Origin of the sequence: Brevundimonas sp. GW460-12-10-14-LB2, assembly GCF_001636925.1 — a bacterium.
GTDB classification, from domain to species: Bacteria; Pseudomonadota; Alphaproteobacteria; order Caulobacterales; family Caulobacteraceae; genus Brevundimonas; species Brevundimonas vesicularis.
In genome coordinates, this window is sequence record NZ_CP015511.1 from 2,844,202 (window position 1) to 2,861,066 (window position 16,865).

General features: G+C 63.2%; 20 protein-coding genes and 2 pseudogenes. 6 read left to right on the plus strand and 16 right to left on the minus strand.

Features of this window, described 5'->3' with window-relative positions:
* Positions 1-4: 4 nt before the first annotated feature.
* Positions 5-403: pseudogene (locus A4249_RS17195) on the plus strand (TniQ family protein); the annotation flags it as partial.
* Between the two features lie 180 nt (positions 404-583).
* Positions 584-1,177 carry a hypothetical protein gene (locus A4249_RS16975; protein WP_066553745.1) on the plus strand — a complete coding sequence of 198 codons (594 nt, stop codon included), beginning with the start codon at positions 584-586 and terminating at the stop codon, positions 1,175-1,177.
* Here A4249_RS16975 and A4249_RS14100 read toward each other — a convergent pair.
* Positions 1,174-1,485, minus strand: coding sequence for a hypothetical protein (locus A4249_RS14100; RefSeq protein ID WP_066553747.1), 312 nt, complete (start codon positions 1,483-1,485; stop codon positions 1,174-1,176). The two genes, A4249_RS16975 and A4249_RS14100, sit on opposite strands and share 4 nt — an antisense overlap.
* Positions 1,486-1,834: 349 nt before the next feature.
* On the opposite strand from A4249_RS14100, the gene A4249_RS14105 reads away from it, so the two are divergent.
* Together A4249_RS14105 and A4249_RS14110 are read left to right on the plus strand one after the other, a co-directional pair.
* Complete coding sequence (locus tag A4249_RS14105) at positions 1,835-2,065, plus strand: hypothetical protein (protein ID WP_066553750.1); 231 nt, start codon at positions 1,835-1,837, stop codon at positions 2,063-2,065.
* A gap of 744 nt (positions 2,066-2,809) precedes the next feature.
* Positions 2,810-3,112 (plus strand): type II toxin-antitoxin system RelE/ParE family toxin, encoded by a 303-nt coding sequence (locus tag A4249_RS14110; RefSeq protein WP_066553751.1) that lies wholly within the window; start codon positions 2,810-2,812, stop codon positions 3,110-3,112.
* A 636-nt stretch (positions 3,113-3,748) separates the two neighbouring features.
* On the opposite strand, the gene A4249_RS17200 is transcribed toward A4249_RS14110, so the two are convergent.
* Both A4249_RS17200 and A4249_RS16820 read right to left on the minus strand, forming a co-directional pair.
* Positions 3,749-4,156, minus strand: a complete 408-nt coding sequence (locus A4249_RS17200) for a DUF6527 family protein (protein WP_442854488.1) — start codon at positions 4,154-4,156, stop codon at positions 3,749-3,751.
* A 25-nt stretch (positions 4,157-4,181) separates the two neighbouring features.
* Entirely contained in the window at positions 4,182-4,427 is a 246-nt protein-coding gene (locus tag A4249_RS16820; RefSeq protein WP_197458398.1) for a hypothetical protein, read from the minus strand.
* A 171-nt stretch (positions 4,428-4,598) separates the two neighbouring features.
* Here A4249_RS16820 and A4249_RS14125 point away from each other — a divergent pair.
* A protein-coding gene (locus A4249_RS14125) for an IS3 family transposase (RefSeq protein ID WP_165906610.1) occupies positions 4,599-5,788 on the plus strand; the annotation gives its coding sequence in 2 pieces (ribosomal slippage) (positions 4,599-4,851 and positions 4,851-5,788; 1,191 coding nt in all).
* A 235-nt stretch (positions 5,789-6,023) separates the two neighbouring features.
* On the opposite strand, the gene A4249_RS14130 is transcribed toward A4249_RS14125, so the two are convergent.
* The 7 genes and pseudogenes from A4249_RS14130 to A4249_RS14165 all read right to left on the minus strand — a co-directional run bounded on the left by A4249_RS14130 (position 6,024) and on the right by A4249_RS14165 (position 11,631).
* Positions 6,024-6,494, minus strand: a complete 471-nt coding sequence (locus A4249_RS14130; RefSeq protein WP_066553756.1) for a hypothetical protein — start codon at positions 6,492-6,494, stop codon at positions 6,024-6,026.
* Positions 6,495-6,702: 208 nt separating this feature from the next.
* A pseudogene (locus tag A4249_RS14135) lies at positions 6,703-7,551 on the minus strand (ATP-binding protein); the annotation flags it as partial.
* A gap of 60 nt (positions 7,552-7,611) precedes the next feature.
* On the minus strand, positions 7,612-8,568 hold the full coding sequence (gene gshB, locus A4249_RS14140) for a glutathione synthase (protein ID WP_066553759.1): 957 nt from the start codon (positions 8,566-8,568) through the stop codon (positions 7,612-7,614).
* A 91-nt stretch (positions 8,569-8,659) separates the two neighbouring features.
* A complete protein-coding gene (locus tag A4249_RS14145; protein WP_017505027.1) occupies positions 8,660-8,854 on the minus strand; it encodes a Trm112 family protein in 195 nt (64 codons plus the stop codon).
* A gap of 75 nt (positions 8,855-8,929) precedes the next feature.
* Entirely contained in the window at positions 8,930-9,586 is a 657-nt protein-coding gene (locus A4249_RS14150) for an LON peptidase substrate-binding domain-containing protein (RefSeq protein ID WP_026108391.1), read from the minus strand.
* A 54-nt stretch (positions 9,587-9,640) separates the two neighbouring features.
* Positions 9,641-10,558, minus strand: coding sequence for a thioredoxin (gene trxA, locus A4249_RS14155; protein ID WP_066553762.1), 918 nt, complete (start codon positions 10,556-10,558; stop codon positions 9,641-9,643).
* Positions 10,559-11,112: 554 nt separating this feature from the next.
* Positions 11,113-11,631 (minus strand): prolyl-tRNA synthetase associated domain-containing protein, encoded by a 519-nt coding sequence (locus tag A4249_RS14165; protein WP_066553768.1) that lies wholly within the window; start codon positions 11,629-11,631, stop codon positions 11,113-11,115.
* A gap of 37 nt (positions 11,632-11,668) precedes the next feature.
* Between A4249_RS14165 and A4249_RS14170 the strand changes: the two genes are divergently transcribed.
* A complete protein-coding gene (locus A4249_RS14170; RefSeq protein ID WP_231868717.1) occupies positions 11,669-12,436 on the plus strand; it encodes a DUF6065 family protein in 768 nt (255 codons plus the stop codon).
* A gap of 43 nt (positions 12,437-12,479) precedes the next feature.
* On the opposite strand, the gene A4249_RS14175 is transcribed toward A4249_RS14170, so the two are convergent.
* From A4249_RS14175 to A4249_RS14200, 6 genes are all read right to left on the minus strand, one after another.
* Positions 12,480-13,052 (minus strand): CC0125/CC1285 family lipoprotein, encoded by a 573-nt coding sequence (locus A4249_RS14175; protein WP_026108394.1) that lies wholly within the window; start codon positions 13,050-13,052, stop codon positions 12,480-12,482.
* A gap of 99 nt (positions 13,053-13,151) precedes the next feature.
* Complete coding sequence (locus A4249_RS14180) at positions 13,152-13,784, minus strand: LysE family translocator (RefSeq protein ID WP_066553770.1); 633 nt, start codon at positions 13,782-13,784, stop codon at positions 13,152-13,154.
* 195 nt (positions 13,785-13,979) lie between these two features.
* Positions 13,980-14,597, minus strand: a complete 618-nt coding sequence (locus A4249_RS14185; protein ID WP_066553773.1) for a hypothetical protein — start codon at positions 14,595-14,597, stop codon at positions 13,980-13,982.
* A gap of 81 nt (positions 14,598-14,678) precedes the next feature.
* Positions 14,679-15,128: a hypothetical protein gene (locus tag A4249_RS14190; protein ID WP_066555254.1), complete on the minus strand. Its 450-nt coding sequence runs from the start codon at positions 15,126-15,128 to the stop codon at positions 14,679-14,681.
* A gap of 79 nt (positions 15,129-15,207) precedes the next feature.
* Positions 15,208-15,981, minus strand: coding sequence for a metallophosphoesterase family protein (locus A4249_RS14195; protein ID WP_185225515.1), 774 nt, complete (start codon positions 15,979-15,981; stop codon positions 15,208-15,210).
* A gap of 13 nt (positions 15,982-15,994) precedes the next feature.
* On the minus strand, positions 15,995-16,783 hold the full coding sequence (locus tag A4249_RS14200) for a nucleotidyltransferase family protein (RefSeq protein ID WP_066553776.1): 789 nt from the start codon (positions 16,781-16,783) through the stop codon (positions 15,995-15,997).
* Between the last annotated feature and the right edge of the window lie 82 nt (positions 16,784-16,865).

Genomic DNA, 16,865 nt, shown 5'->3' on the forward strand with positions numbered 1-16,865 from the left:
CGCAATGGACGATAATGCGCCCCCAACTTTTGTCCCTTGGCCCTATCGGGGGCGGCCGAGGCCCGACGAGCTATTCTCGTCGTGGTTCTTGCGCGCCGCCCACGCGATGGACATCAAGCCCTATGCGCTCGGGCACATTTCCTGGCGCTCATCCCCGCCGCCTCTCACTCGCGACATAGACGGCAGCGCAGATGAGCGAGTCCTGACGGTCATGTCGCGCGCGACGCTGACGCCGATGGATCAATGCCGACAAACCCTTCTCTCCAGCTATGAGGGTTTCCTGTTCGAAACGCACCAGCCGCTCGGCCGGACATCATGGATCATGCCATTAGGCGTCAGAGCCCGAACCCGCCATCATCCGGGGCTTCAGTTCTGCCCTGCCTGTATGGTGGACGCTCCTAGATTTCGACGGCTTTGGCGCGTCGGATGGGCCACCGTCTGCGTGTCCCATCGCCTTCGCTTGCTGGATCGATGTTCCCAATGCGCCTCGATCCTAGCGCCGCTCCGTGCGCCGGCGGCATTCGTATGTCATAACTGTCTAGCTGCGCTTGCTGACAGCGAATGGCGGCCGGCTAGTGATGAGGTGGTCGAGTTCCAGCGGCGCCAAGAAACCATCCTCGCGGTCGGCTGGGCTCAGCTTGGAGAAAGCCACTTCCCCTATTCGGTCCAATACTTCCAGACCGTGCGCCGGGTGGCGCGCGTCCTTGCCTTTGGTCCACGCTCGGCCGCGCTGAGAAACATGGTCGCGAGTCGATGGGGCGGTGATGGGCGCGCTTCCTTTCTCACCCCCACTAGCGAGGTCGAAGCCCTGGACGCTAATGACCGCTATCGTCTGTTTGATCTAGTCTCACGCACTATGCGGGCTTGGCCAGACCGGTTTATTGCGGCCGCTTCGGCAGCCAGACTTTGGCAGTCGTGGGCTTTGCGTGACGGCCCCGCTCCACCTTTCGTCTATGCGGACATCGTCTCCCAACATCTCACGAGGCCCGCATACCGCCCCTCGATCGAAGAGGTAGAAGGCGCCGCCGAGTACCTGCGACGACGCAAACCAGATTTCACCTGCCATGATTTGATCCGGCTGGTGGGGGATAGCGAGAATGTAGCCACCGTTTTCGGCCAGGAGCGCCGCCGTCGCCGCAGGCTGTTGATGGCGGCCATGCGGCGCTCTCTGATCTAGTTTGGGCGGTGCGTCTGCCGAAAGCCATTCAGCAGTTCATGAATGGGCTTAACCAACCCGTCGCTATAGGCGGCGACATTAGTGAACCAAACCGGGCTACGCTTGCGCTTATTGGTCGCGCGCCCTTGCGTGCTTTCGCCCCAAACGCCGCGGTTCGCTGCGTTAATCGACAGGATGTCTTCGATGTCCTCGTAGTTCAACTCATCTCGAATGGGCGTGAGTATCAGGCCCAGCGCGTAGCCTTCGCTCGTTCCCTGGCGTTCGGCATCGATTGCGTAGATTATCCCTTTTGGGGTCGTGAGGCGCATCACCAATGCCCTGCGAAGCGCCCCGTTCCGCAGCGTTGACCAAGTCAATTGACGGCCGGATGATTGGGGTGGGTACGCGATGCGGGTGCATTCTGATCTGCCCCTGGAGCGTCTCCGGCGATTGGATCTTTATCGGGCGAGCCTTTTCGCCAGGCTCCAACTCACCGGCTCCGCCCGCGAGTTCGACAACGATGCTGTCGAACGCCAAGGGAACGGTTTTGATGGAGCGGATGCGTGTCACGAGGCACCTACGGCTGCCGTCATTGACGCTGGTCCATACCGTATCGACAGTCCACCGCGTGGGATGATCGAAGGGGAATAGGGTCGTTGGGTATCTTGGCCAGCCGTGATGTTCCGCGCGCTGAGCCGACGCGAAGACCTGCATGAAGGATTTTCTCATCCGCTCATTGGTCAGGATCCGCCCAATGGTCTCGGCTTCACGTCGATGCAGCTTGCGGTTGGCTTTCACCCGAAGCGTGCGCGGGTCTGCTCGGTCACGTCCGCTGGCCTTCATATCAAAGATCATTCGGCGCTTGGATGGTCCAAGTTCCAATCCGCCCTCAATCGCGAGGCGAAGTAGGTCCGTCACGATGTTCGCATACTCGCGTCTGTAATCTGGAATGTGCGCTCGCTGAGGATGACGCCCCAACGATTTTTTGCATCCTCAGATGCAAGTCGGTCGATCACAACCATCTGCCAAACTCGATCGCACCCTGTGGGGGGAAGATCATCGCGCATTTCATTGCAATTGCGGTGTTCCAACAGGCCGTTGATCAGCACTCTATGGCCGCCCCTGTTTTTGGAGATCACATGATCGAACGTTGGATATGTCGGCCGCGTTCGTGGCCGATTTCCTGACGCGCCGATTGTCCGGCCGCAGCTTGCGCATATACCGCCTTGGGCCCAGTGGAGCATTTTCCGCTGGCGAGTTCGACGCTGCGTCCAGCGTCGTGATTCAGAAGCGCGGTTGGGCATTGGAAGCCTGAAGGAGCTGCGTTCGTTCGCATCTTTAGAGCACGAATGAACGGCTGCTGCCCGAGGCTTCCGCATCCGCTACGCACGCTGAGACCCGATCGCGCAACCAGAAAGTGCAATTCCTTGCCAAAATATTGACAAACAAATGAACTGCTGCTAAGCTGTGAAAGTCTGCGTCATTTTCAAACGCAAGCAGACTTATCGTGGCATTCCGCCACGATAACACCGCCGCCAACTCTGGCAATTAACTAGCCCAAAAAAGGGTGCACTGCGAAGTTGGGTACTTAGGTCGTCTATGCAAGCTGACCCTAGTAGCCCGTACGGACCGGTGTCAAGGACAAACTGCGCAATGAGCAGCCTGGACGAATGGGACCTGTTTTGGTCCGAAGATGCGGTCGAAGACCGTGATAACATGACGAAGTACTATGCCCTCACCAACCCGGCGGCGGCAGTCAGTCTCAACGAAGGCCTCCAAGAAGCGGGGGCGATGTTGCAAGCTCACCCCCACTCTGGACGTCGGGGGCGTATCCCGGACACCCGAGAGAAGGTTCTTCATAGCGGGAAGGTCATTATCGTGTACCGCACGCATGATGACGTTCGGGAGGTTGAGATCATGAACGTCGTTAGTTCGGCTCAGAAGTTCCCGACCTAAGCCGTAGATGGTTGGCGGGAGAGCATGTTGCAGTCCCGCCAACCATCATCACTTGCTACGCCTCCATTGAGAGAAGCGAGCTTCTACTTCGGCAGATGTTAGACGCTGGCCGGCATCTAGCGATTTGGCGGACCGTTCAACCTTAGCAGCTAGCCACTCATCATAACCCTCTGCCGGGGTTTGCTCTTGGACAAAGTCCCTCATGTGCATCCTCAGTATCTGAGAGGCATTCAGGTCGCGCGACTTCGCTGTGCGTACAAAATCGTCTTTCAGGGCCTGATCCACCCTAAATGTGAACGACACCTCACCCATCGCCTTAGTACCTCTCCATCAACACAATGCACATACATCGTATGTGCTATGCACATTATATAGGCTTTAAAGCGCGGTATGTCGAGAGGTACGTACCTGAATTGACATGCCAAGAGGTTGTCGCGTGGAGTGCAGGGTCGATCCGAGTTGGGGCTGCGAAGCCCGGTCACCGCAGCCTCCGACCGGCCCAGCGGACGGGCCGATGCGTCCAGTGAACTTCTGCATAAGCCTGTGACGTCAGCCATCTCGTAGGCGACCTCTGGCGAAGGCCCACCGACGTCTTCATTCCGTCGTCGCCGCAGGCCGCCTGGCGACTGCGCAAAGCTATCCGAAGAAGAACTTCAGCAAACGTACCCAGAAGCCACTGCGACGCGTCGGCGGTTCGCGGGTGCTCGGCTGAGGCTCGACCCTCGAAACGGGCGCATACTTACGGTCGAAATATCTGGTGCGTTTGGCGTGTTCGGCCGCCCGACCTGCCAGGACCGCAGCTTCGCTCATTGGGCCAGCCCACTCCACTCTACCGTTCGTAATTAGGTAGTGCGTGCGGCAGGGGATTTGCCAGTTGCCGATAGAGGGGCGAAGCGTCGGCCCATATGGCGTTTCACGCACATTCCATTCGGTGGGCCCAAGTGGAGTTCTAATCTTGGTGCCACAACCACAGGCACATAGGTGTGCAGCAGTGCTGAAACGCTTAGACACATAAAGCATGCCGGACTCCAGATCCTTCGGCATCGTCTCGACGTGCTGAATTTTGAACCTAACTGTCCTGCCTGACAAGCCGCATATCTCCGACGTTCAGAAGCATATTATAAGAAGGCTCGTCATCTACGTAGAAACCAAGTTTCTTCTTATAGGCCATCACCGCCAAACAGGCATTGAGCATGTTGAGTTCGGCGATTTGGATATTGGCTTTGTAGATGTCGTCTTTAGTATCATGCGTTGGCACTAGCTTCTGATCGCGAACTTTTGGTCCGTCATTTTCTGAAAAATAGGTAGCTCGCACACTGCCGGTAATGCTCCCACGCTTTCGGTTTAGGCCCATCCCAACATCAATGAATGGAATTTTCAGCGAGAGAAGGAGGTCAATGATTTGCGCTCGCGCTGATCCCTTTGACGTGACCCCCTGAAACTCCTCCAGGAATAGCTAGAGTCCGCCCAACGAAGGACGGACAGAATGAAGCGATCGAGGTTCACGGAAGAGCAGATCATCGGGATCCTGCGGGAGCAGGAGGCCGGTGTAGCGACGGCGGAGGTGTGCCGACGCCACGGGGTCAGCTCGGCGACCTTTTACAAATGGAAGGCCAAGTTTGGCGGGCTCGACGTGTCGGAGGCTCGGCGGCTCAAGGCGCTCGAGGATGAGAACGCCCGGCTGAAGCGGATGCTGGCGGACGCGATGCTGGACAACGTGGCCCTGAAGGACCTGCTGGGAAAAAAGTGGTGACGCCCGCCGGCTATCGCGAGGCGGCTGGCCATCTGCAGGCCGCCTACGAGATGAGCGAAAGGCGGGCGTGCCGTGTTCTGGGCGTCGATCGGACGAGCGTGCGCTATCAGGCGACGCGCCCGGACGACGGCGCTCTGCGCGACCGGCTGAAGGCCCTGGCCCAGGAACGTCGACGGTTCGGCTATCGTCGCCTGCACGTGCTGCTGCGGCGCGAGGGCCATGCGGTCAACAGGAAACGGGTCCAGCGGATCTATCGCGACGAGCAACTGACGGTGCGCCGGCGCGGCGGCCGGAAGCGAGCGATGGGCACGCGGCGACCGCTGGACCTGCCGCTGGCGCCCAACCAGCGCTGGTCGCTGGACTTCGTCGCAGACCAGCTGACGGACGGGCGGCGCTTCCGCATCCTGACGGTGATCGATAACTGTACGCGCGAGTGCCTGGCGCTGGTGGCCGACACCTCGCTGTCGGGCGCGCGGGTCGTGCGGGAGTTGGACGCCGTCATCCGGCAGCGAGGGCGGCCCGACACCATCGTCAGCGACAACGGCACGGAGTACACCTCGAACGCGGTCCTGGCCTGGGCCGACGACACCGGCGTCGGCTGGCACTACATCGCGCCGGGCAAGCCCCAGCAGAACGGCTTCAACGAAAGCTTCAACGGGCGGCTGCGTGACGAGCTGCTGAACGAGACGCTGTTCCGCTCGCTGCCGCACGCTCGCGCCGTGCTGGAGGCGTGGCGACGCGATTACAACGAGCAGCGTCCGCACTCGAAGCTCGGGTGGCTGACGCCGCAGGCTTATGCAGAAGCGCTCACCGGACACATCGGCCGGCCTGCTGCGCTGGTTGATGGCTGCGCAGACCGGCCTCTTGCCAACCCAGCCGATCACAGCTCAGATCAACCTAGGACTCTCGTTATGGCTGGATGAGAAACGGGGGTCACGTCACCTTATCAACGCAAATGAACGCGAATGTCACGCCCGTTAAATCGTCTGAGCAGGACGCATCAATGAACTTTGTGCTGATGCTGAGGCCGGTACGAAAGTTCTCATAGCGTGCGGCATAGACCTCAGCTTTCGACAAGCCGAGTTCGCCATCAGAGAGGCGACCCGGCGAGCGAAACGCATTGTGCACGTGGAAGCCATCAGCATCGAACGCGCGTATTCACCGCTGCGTCCTATTGCGAACCTTGGTTTGAGCGAGGATTCTCTTGTTAATTTTTACCTTCCAAGCCGTTTGCGCTGGTGACAGCTTTCGCTTCAAGGCGGTGCGAAGGAGGAAAGCATACTCATTCTCGCCAAATAGATACCCGCTCTTCCAAGCGTGCTCGATCAAGTCATGGTTCGCGTTGGCGGTAAGGTCGGCCGCAATTCGCTTCAGGCCATCAAAAAGGTTGCCGGTGTCAATTTGGATGAAGCGATTGATGCACACATTGCCGACGTAGGTGGCGTTTCCGTTGATCCGATTTCGGATGTAGCAGTGTTCCTTAATCTCTTGCCCGCACGGACAATTGTCGAACTCATCGCTGATTTCTACTGCTTCCAAGACCCACTCCGTGCGTGCTGCTTCGAAAACATTCGCCACCGATAGCGGAATGATGTGGGCTTTAAGCCGCTCGAAGTTATGACTTTCCATAGCTGAACCCTGTGAGTCTGGGTGCAGACTTGTTCAGATAACGTTGGAGTTCAATCGTTCTATCGGGCGATTTTCTAGACCCTGTGCGATAGTTCCCTTGGCCCAATGTTCCAGCTATGTTCGCGTCATGCGCGGAAATGGTCGAGAGGCAGGCTGCAGCCATAATTCGCATTTCTTCTGAAATTTCGCATTCTCAGTGAGATGTTACACCCCCGCCGGTCAGGGCCGCCATTGAGGCGGAATGGTGCGGGCTGCGGAACGGGCGATCGCGGGTCAGGGCGCCGCGTTCGATCAGGCCGGCGACCGACCAGACCATCGAGGTCTCCAGCAACTCTTGCGAGGTCAGGGGCGGCAAAAGGCCCGGCAGGCGCTGCGCCATCATCGACTTGCCCGACCCCGGCGGGCCGATGAACAGCAGGTTGTGGCCGCCGGCCGCCGCGATCTCCAGCGCGCGCTTGGCGCTTTCCTGACCCTTGACCTCGCGCAGGTCGGGCACGGCCTTGCCGTCCGCCAGCGGTCCGGGCTCGGGCGCGCGCAGAACCTGGGTTCCCTTGAAATGGTTGACCAGGCTGATCAGAGAGCGCGGCGCGAGGATGCGGGCGCCGCCGGCCCAGGCCGCCTCCGGTCCCGTCGCTTCGGGGCAGATCAGACCCAGGCCCATGGCGTCGGCGGCGACAGCGGCGGGCAGGGCGCCGCCGACCCGCGCGATCTGGCCGTCCAGCCCCAGCTCGCCGATAGCGGCCCAGCCGTCAAGCGCATCGGGCGCGATCACCCCCATGGCCGCCATCAGGGCTAAGGCGATGGGCAGGTCGAAATGGCTGCCTTCCTTGGGCAGGTCGGCCGGAGCCAGGTTGGCGATGATCCGTTTTGCGGGCAGGGCCAGACCGATGCCGGCGAAGGCCCCGCGCACCCGCTCCTTGCTTTCGGCCACCGCCTTGTCCGGCAGGCCCACGATATTGAAGATCGTCGGCCCGTCATTGCCGATCAATTGGACCTCGACGTCCACGCGCCGGGCTTCCACCCCGTCAAAGGCGACCGTGACAACCCGCGCGACCATGTCGTTCTCCCACCTGAGCGAGAGAACGAACCATGAACTGAAATCTAATTCAAGTGGCGATCACGCAACCTGTGCGGCGCGTTTGGCCTCGATGGCGTCCCACATGAGGGCCGTGGCGTCGATGCCGGTGAAGGCCTTCAGTTGCTGGGCGCCGGTGGGGGAGGTGACGTTGATCTCGGTCAGATAGTCGCCGATCACGTCGATGCCGACGAAGATCAGGCCGCGTTCCCTCAGCGTCGGGCCGATGGCGGCGCAGATTTCCAGGTCGCGCGGCGTCAGCTCGACCGGCATGGCCGTGCCGCCGACATGAAGGTTCGAGCGCACCGCGCCCGCCGCCGGGACGCGGTTGATGGCGCCGACGGGCTCGCCGTCGATCAGCAGGATGCGCTTGTCGCCTTTGGAGACGGCGGGAATGAACTTCTGGATCACCAGCGGATCGCGGCTGCCGGCGGCATGGATCTCGATCAGGGCGTCCAGGTTGGGATCGTCGGCGCGCAGCTTGATGACGCCCGAACCGCCGTTGCCGTGCAGGGGTTTCAGGACCACGTCGCCGTGCTTCTTGTGGAAGGCGTCCAGAGCGACAGGGTCGGCCGAGATCAGGGTCGGCGGTTGCAGGCCGGGGAAGGCGGTTACCATCAGCTTTTCGGGGGCCGATCGCACCTGCGCCGGGTCGTTGACCACCAGGGTCCGGGGATGCACCGTCTCCAGCAGATAGGTGGCCGTGACATAGGCCATGTCGAACGGCGGATCCTGGCGCATCAGGATGACGTCCACGTCCTCGGCCAGATCCAGTTTTTCCCAGTCGCCGAAGTCGACGTGGTTGCCGACCTCGCGCCGCACGGTGATCGGGCGGGCGCGGCAGTAGAGGCGGCCCTCTTCCAGCGCCAGGGTGCGGAAGTCATAGACCCACTGTTTGTGACCGCGCGCCTGGGCTGTCTCGGCCATCAGGAAGGTGGTGTCCCCGGCGATGTCGATGGCCTCGATCGGGTCCATCTGGATGGCGACTCTGAGGGTCATTGTTCTTGGGCCTATCGCGCGTCGCGCTACTTGAGGCCCGTTGAGCGCGCCGCGCTCCGGGCCAGTGGATGTTCGGTGTCGGTGCGGCGGCTCAGTCGATCTGACGCGCTTCTTCGGCCAGCATGATCGGAACGCCCTCGCGGATCGGATAGGCCAGTTTGGCGCCCGCCGAGATCAACTCGTTGGCGTCGCGGTCGTAGGTCAGTTTGCCGCGTGTGACGGGGCAGACCAGCACCTCCAGCAGGCGCGGATCGACGGAGACAGGGGTGTTGAAGGCGTCACTCATTTTTCTTGGCCTATCGCGCTGGCGCTAGTTGAGAGCTCTTTAGGGGGCTACCGCGCTTTGCGCTACTTGAGCCCGTCATTGCATGGACGGCGCGGCGTCGTCACCGCCGTCGGCGGCGTCGATGCGCATCAGGGCGGTCAGGGCCTCGGCGCGGGGCATCAGGCCCATGGCCTCCAGCAGAGCCTGTTTCTCGGCGGGTTCGAACGGCAGGGCCATCGACAGGCTGTTGACCAGGGCCTCCATCGGCGCGGTCTCTGCCGTCTCCCAATCGATGTCCAGCAGCCGGTGCGCCATATAGGCGCGCAGGGCGTCGAGGAAGGCGTCCCTGTCGAAGTCCGGCTCCTCGGGCGGGGAGACGAGATCGTCCTCATAGGCCTCGAACGCCGCGCGAACCTGGCGGTAGGGAGTCTTGGACGGCATCTCGGCGGCGATGCGGAAACGCGACACGCCGGTCAGGGTGATCAGATAGCGCCCGTCGGAGGTCTCGGCGAAACTGGTGATCCGACCGGCGCAGCCGACCGGCGACAGGCCGGGCAGGGCCGGCGTGCCGCCCTTGGGCTGGACCAGGCCGATGATCCGGTCGCCGGCCATGGCGTCGTCCACCATGTTCAGATAGCGCGGCTCGAAGATGTTCAGCGGCAGCTGTCCGCGCGGCAGCAGGATGGTGCCGCCCAGCGGGAACACCGGGATCACCTGGGGCAGGTCGAGGGCGCGGACATAGCCTTGAGGCATCACTTCTCCTTGGCCTATCGCCTTTCGGGCGACTTGAGGCCGGTGGTTTCGCGCTTACGAAAACAGAATGGACGACAGGCGGCGACGGCCATCCTTGGACACGTCCGAGGTCAGGCCCGCCGCCTCGAAGATGACCAGCAACTGTTTGCGGGCCGCCTGATCGTTCCACTCGCGGTCGGCCTGGATGATTGCCAGAAGATTGTCGACCGCGCCCTTGAAGTCGCCGGCCGCGCTCTGGGCTTCGGCCAAATCAAAGCGCGCCTGATGATCGTTCGGATCGGCGGCGACCTTGGCCTCAAGTCCGGCCGAGGCGCCGGCCAAATCGCCGGTGGGCGCCTTGGACGCCAGGGCCAGTTGGGCGCGCACGCTCTGGACCGTCGGCTCCTTGGAATCCTGCGGCGCCATGGCGATGGTCTGGGCCGCCTGTTCGGGATCGCCGCCCGCCAGATAGACCCGCGCCATGCCGGCGATGGCCTTCTCGTTCTCAGGCTCGATCGACAGGACGTGCGCGAAGGCCTGGGCCGCGCCGCCGAAGTCGTTCAGGCCCAGCGACTCCTCGCCCAGCTCCAGCAGTTGCGCCGTCTCGGTCGAGCCGCCCTGACCGCCGGTCACCTTGTCGATGAAGGCCTTGATCTGGCTGTCGGGGATCGCGCCCTGGAAGCCGTCGACCGGCTGGCCGTTGACGAAGGCGTAGACCGTCGGGATCGACTGCACCCGCAGCTGCCCCGCATAGGCCGGGTTGGCGTCGACATCGATCTTGACCATCTTCACCGCCCCCTTGGCGGCGCGCACGGCCTTCTCCAGCGCAGGCCCCAGGGTCCGGCACGGCCCGCACCAGGTGGCCCAGAAGTCGACGATGACCGGCTGATGTTTCGACGCCTCGATGACGTCGGTCATGAAGGAGGCGTCCGTGCCCTCCTTGATCAGGTCGCCGGCGGCGTCGGGGGTCAGGGTCGGGTCGAGCAGGGTCATGGGCGAGGTCCGCGCAGAGATCGGTCAGGTTCAACGGTTCAGATGGCGTCGGGATGCGTCGGCATCAAGCCGGGAAAAGGTCGCGCCGGGATTTCAGACGGCAGTCGTGAAAAACACCGTCTAATTCGTCTAATTCGTCTAAAATCGCCTCTCGTCGCCGCGCGCTTGATCCATGATTTGCGAGATGGGGCTTAGGCCGCGAGGTTCAAGCGGTTGGCGTTAAGCGGTGACGACCGCGCAAACGCAAGGCTAGCCGGCCTGCCAGAAATATGACGCTAGGCCGATCAAGATGGCTAGGCTTAGGCAGGCTCTCAGCGCCAATGAGGGCTTGTACCAATCATTGCGTCCCTGAAGCACTGCCGTTTGATGTTCACGCACTCCGCGTTGCAACATGACGAAGGTTGATAGCCCGACGAGCGGCAACCATGCGTACGAAGACGTGACCCAGACCCAAGTCTCTTGGATCAGGTTGTTCACTCCCAAGAAAGATAGCATCGCGACCACAAGTGAGATTATCGCCAGCGCCCACATTGCTACTGTCCAACGATCTGGCATCAAATATCCCTCAAAGCCTCGAAATCCACAGCGACCGGCTCACGCCCCAGCAGCGCCAGCACTCGCCGGAAGGCCGACTGATTCAGGGCGGTGGTCGCCGTATTGGTCAGGGGGTGGAAGTTGACGATGTCGGCGTCCCAAAGGCGCTGGTCCAGCACGAAGGTCACGCGGCGGTCGATGTCGTTGATCAGGCCCAGCGCCGTGACCGAGCCGGGGCGGACGCCCAGCGTTTCCCACATCAGCGTCTCGTTGCCGAACGACAAGCGGCCCGACCCCATGACGGCGGCGGCGCGTTTCAGGTCGATCACCGTGTCCTGACGCGCCGAGATCAGCCACAGGCGGCCTTTGTGATCCTTCAGGAACAGGTTCTTGGTGTGGGCGCCGGGCAGGTCGGCCTTCAGGTCCAGCCCTTCCTCGACGCGAAAGACGGCCGGGTGGTCGTGGGTCGCGTGATCCACGCCGTTCGCCTTCAGCCAGACGGTCAGGGTCTCGCGGTCGAAAGCGGGTGCGTCAGTCATGGTTGAGCCGTCGGGTTTCGGGCGTTAGGAAATGGTCATGGTCGATATCGTCAACACGCGCCCGCTGGAACTGGAATGCTATCCGATGACGGCCCGGCCGCCGGACCTGGTGCCCGGCCGCCAGTCGCGCAACTGGATGGACGCCTTCATCAGCCGCCACCCCTATCGCTGCCTGCCGCTGAACATGGCCAACACGACGGGGTGGGAAATCCTGTGCCCGTTCGGCTTCTCGGCCGAGTGGAACGGCGGTCCGCGCCAGGAAGACATCGTCATCACGCCGGATCGGCCCCAGCACGATCTGGCCCATTTCGTCACCTCGCACTTCTCGCGCGGGGTGCTGACCATGCATCCGCAATATCTGTTCCGCACGCCGCCCGGCTGGGGGATGATGTGTTCGGGGTCGCCCAACCATGTGAAGGACGGCATCCAGCCGCTGGTCGGCCTGATCGAGACGGACTGGCTGCCCTTCCCCTTCACGATGAACTGGATCTTCACCCGGCCCGGGCGGATCACCTTCGAGAAGGGCGAACCCTTCTGCTTCATCAATCTGATCGAGCACAAGAAGGTCGAGCAATTCCAGCCGATCATCCGCACGCTGGAATCCAACCCGGTGATGAAGGGTCAGTTCGAGGCCTGGAACCGCGCCCGAACCGACTTCAACCAGCGTCTGGCCGGCGGCGATCCGGATGCGGCCAAGGAGGCGTGGCAGCGCTACTATTTCAAGGGCGAGGTGCCGGAAGATCTGGGCACGGCGCCGGCGACCCACTCCAACAAGCGCCGGCTGAAGTCGCCGCGCGTGGGATGAAAGAAAAAGCCCCTCTCCACGCCGTGGAGAGGGGCTTTTATCATCAGGCCGCCGGGCGGGTGACCTGCGGACCCAGGTTCTGGATCACCTCGCGGGCGTCGAAGGCGTTGGGGTCGTTGGCGGGTTTGGGGCCACGGCCCAGAACGATTTCGGCGTTGGCCTCGAAGCGGTCGACTTGGCGGACGTCGAAGTCGTTGACGCCCCACGGGCCGTAACGGTCCCATGGGCTCCAGAAGCCGCTGCGGTAATAGCGCCACGACGGACCCCAGTAGGGGCTGTAGAAGCGGTTATAGCCCGAATAGAACGGATCAGGCGTACCCACGAAGCGGGTGTCGCGGTCGGTGGCGCGATTGACGGTGGAGAACCAGTCGTAACCGCTCTCGACCGTCAGTTCGGCCGAACGCAGCAGCAGCGACTGTTCGACCTGTTCGCGCGACGTCAGTGAATTGCCCGAGAAGCTGACCCGGAAACGGTTGTTTTCCAGGCGCTGCTCAGCATAGCCGCCACGCTGGCCGTTGAAGCCTGCGGGTTGATACGGGGTGGCGGTGGCGCAGGCCGCCAGAGCCAGACCGGCGGCGACGGTCACCGCCAGGGTCTTCAGGGGGAGGGTTTTCATGACATCAAACTCCTTGATCGCCCATTCGGGCGCTCTGACGGCTGAACGGAGCATGAACGAAGGCGTTCCCGACCACTGTATGACGAAGCGTCGCGGCGTCTAGAGCCGAAGAACGATCAGCACGGCGGCGACCATCAGCAAAAGGCCGACGAAGACGCCGAAGCCTTTGCGAAAGCGCGGTTGCTGCATGCGGCGCGACAGGGCGGCGCCGGACAGGGCGTAGGTGCTCATCGACACCATATCCATGCCGATGGCCGCCATGGCGAACATCGCCATCTGCGGCGCGACCGGCCGGTTCACGTCGATGAAGGGCGGCAGGACGGCGGTGAAAAACAGGATGGCCTTGGGATTGGCGATCTGGACGGCGAACCCGTCGATCAGGGCGCTGCGGCCTTTCTTGACGATGACCTCGTCGGGATCGGCGGCGGTGGCGAAGGCGCCGCGCAGCGCCTTGATCCCCAGCCAGGCGACATAAAGCGCTCCCAGCACGGCGATGACCTTGAAGGCGGCGGGGAAGGCCTTGACCAGGGCGCCGAGACCCAGCGCCGCCGCGCCGAACCACACCAGGGTCGCGGCGTTCATGCCCAAGACGCCGATCAGGGCCGAGGCGCGGCCCTTTTCAACGCCGGTCGCGACGGCGAACAGATTGGCCGGGCCGGGCGTGATCGCCATCACCGCCATAACGCCGAGGAAGGTCGAATAGAGGTGCGGATCGACGGGCAGGGCGGGCATGCGGCGCGATGTCGCTGCTTAGTCGGGCGCGGTCAAGGCGCTCTGTCTCCTGCCCGCGTCGCGGGGAGGTGGCGCGGCGCATCTTGCGCCGTGACGGAGGGGTTCTTCACCGCCAGTACGCATCCGGGCGATTACAAGAGCCCCTCCACCGCTGCGCGGTCCCCCTCCCCATTGCATGGGGAGGAGATAAAGACGTTAGGCGGCCGGACGGGCCGGCGGCGCCGGCGGTTCGGGCGCTTCCGGGGCCTCGGGCGCTTCGACGCCCTCCTCGACGACGGCGTCGGCGGCCTGGTCCAAGGCGTATTGGGCGACCAGGCTGTAGGTCTCCATCTGCTCGGGCGTCGGATTGGTCCAGGCGCTGTTGCGGGCGATGCCTTCGGCGGTGACGACGCCCTTCTGCATCCCCTCTTCCATCGCCTGTTTGACCTCGGGGTCGTTCAGCGCCTCAGCGACAATGGCGTCGACGTCGATGTCCTTCAGGGCCTGGGCGGCCATTTCGGTGGCGTGTTTCGTGGTCTCGGCGGTGAAGGCGGCGACATCGGGCGCATAGTCCGACCACAGGGCGGCGATGCGACGGCCGCGTTCGGCCTCGCTCAGGCTCTGGTCTTCGGAAATCGCCTCGGCGCGTTCGCCAAAGGTCTCCATGCGCGCTTCGAAGGCCTCGGCGGCGGCTTCCATGCGGGCTTCGGCGGCTTCAGCGGAAGCCGGAGCCGGAGCCGGAGCCGGCGTGGGCGCAGGCGCGGGGGTCTGCGCCAAGGCCGAGGAGAGGGGCGCGAGCGCCAGGGCGGCGGTCAGGCTGAGCAGGCGGATCATGGGACGGCTCCCCGTTGAATGACCCGCGCAAACTCCGCCCTCAGCCGCCCCGTCTCAAGTGAAATCGCGGTAAGGCTTGGCTTACTGCGGTTGGGCGGGGGCTGCTCCGGCGGGCGCAGCGGCGACAGCTTCCTCAATCTTGGCACGGATCATCGCAGGATAGGCTTTGATCTGCTGAGCGGCCGCGCCCATCTGGTCGGCGGGCGCGCCTTGGCTGACCACGAAGGCTAGGAACTCGTCTGCGAACGTGTCGGCGTCCGCCTGATTGCGCGCCTGGATCGCGTCGAGGTCAGTCTTGGCCTTGGCCTTGTCGGCCTGAGTTGCTGCCGCCTGCATTTCTTCGGCCATGGCTTCCATACGTTCGCCGAAGGCTTCTCCTTTCGCTTCGAAGGCGACTTCCTCGGGGCTGTCCGCTTCTTGGGCGGGCGCCGGAGCGGCCTGCGGCGCAGGGGCGGCGGCCTGACCGGCGGCGAAGGCGGGGGTGGTCAGGGCCAGGACGGCGACGGCCGCGGCGGAAGACAGAAGGCGCATCGGAAACTCCACGACGGGCCGCCTTGCGGCCCCGAACGAGGCTGCATCCCAGCCCCGGCCGCACCCTCCTACAGTCCGGTCAGATTTCAAAGACCCGATAAGGCTTGTCGCCCAGGGTCTTCAGCACCGGCAGGGCGACATTATAGACGGGCGTGCCCTTGGTGGTGCGTCCCTCCGGTCCGCCGCGATGGGCGTGTCCGTGCACAACCAGTCGGACGTTGTCGTAGCGGTCGATGGTCTCGGCCAAGCGCGACGAACCCAGGAAGGCGTGGATTTCGGGCGGCTCGCCCATCACCGTCTCGACCACGGGCGCATAGTGCAGCAGCACGACCGAGCGTTCGGTGCGCAGCATGCGGATCGAGTTCTCGATCAGATTGGCGTCCTCGACCGCCTCCTGCACGAAACGCTTGATCGAGGCCTCGCCAAACGAGGAGAGCATGTAGCGGCCGAAGCCGCCGACGAACCCCTTGCCGCCCGCAAAGCCGACGCCGTCGATCTCATAGGCCTCGCCGGTCAGCATCTTGACCCCGGCGTCGGTCAGCATCTTGGTGACGACCTCGGGCTGGCCGCACTCGTGCTCGTGATTGCCCAGCACGCCGACCATCGGGATTTTGCACAGCTTGAGATCCTCAAGCAGCCGCTCGACCTCGGGCGTCTTGCCGTAGTTGGTCAGGTCGCCGCACAGGCACAGCACGTCGGCGTCGTCCGACACCCGCTCGAACAGGTCGCGATAGCGATGCTCGGTGGTCTCACCGACATGCAGGTCGCCGACGGCGGCGACGCGCAGCGTCTTGGCGGGGCCGGGCTCCAGGCCAGGTTGGGTCGTCTGGGGATCGGGGACGGCGTCGGTCATGGCGGCTTACCTTTCAGTGGCCTAGGTTGACGGGGTCGTGGCGTTCCTCCAGCCCCTTGCCCACCACGTCGCCGAAGCCCCATTCGGCGACGTCGGCGACATAGTCGCGCGGGCTGAACAGCCGGCCGCGACAGACCCTCACGCGCGGCGCCGGCAGATCGATCTGGGCCGTCAATCGCTGGACCAGCTCTTCCATCAGCCAGCGCGGAATCCGGTCGCGCTCGGTCGGATAGGCGAAGCGGAAGTTCAGCAGATGCGCCGCCAGCACCTCCCAATAGAGGTCCATCTGGTCCAGCAGGCTCTTCCAGTCGATGGCGTCGGACTGTTTCAGGATGACGTGGTTCACATCGGCCCCGTCATAGCGATAGCGGTCCTGAATGAAGACCTTGGACAGGATCAGGGCCGTGGGCGGGGTGATCTGGACCTGATGGCCATAGACGGTGATCCGGTCCTCGCTGAACCAGCTGTCGGACACGGCGATGGTGCCGTTGGACATGGCGAAGATGACGTCGAAGAAGTGTTTCTCGTCCTTCCAGACCTTGGCGATCCAGCGCTCGTCCTCGACGTCGGTACGGTAGCCGTGCTTCTGGAAGAAGGCCAGGATGCGGGGGTAGTCGCCAGGCTTGCAGAAGACGTCCAGATCCTTGGTCGGACGCCGGATGCCGGTATAGGCCGTGACCGCATAGGTGCCCGACAGCAGGAAAGGGATGCCGCTTTCCTTGAGCAGGCGCAGGCTCTCTTCATAGAAGGCCAGGGCGTCCGCCGGCGGCTCGAAGGTCGGTTCGGCGATCACGTCTGACATTGGCTGGGGCCCTTTGCTGGCAAGGGCGAGTAAACGGCGACGCTGAACGGCGGTTCCGCAATCCTACCTAGGTGGGCCGCTA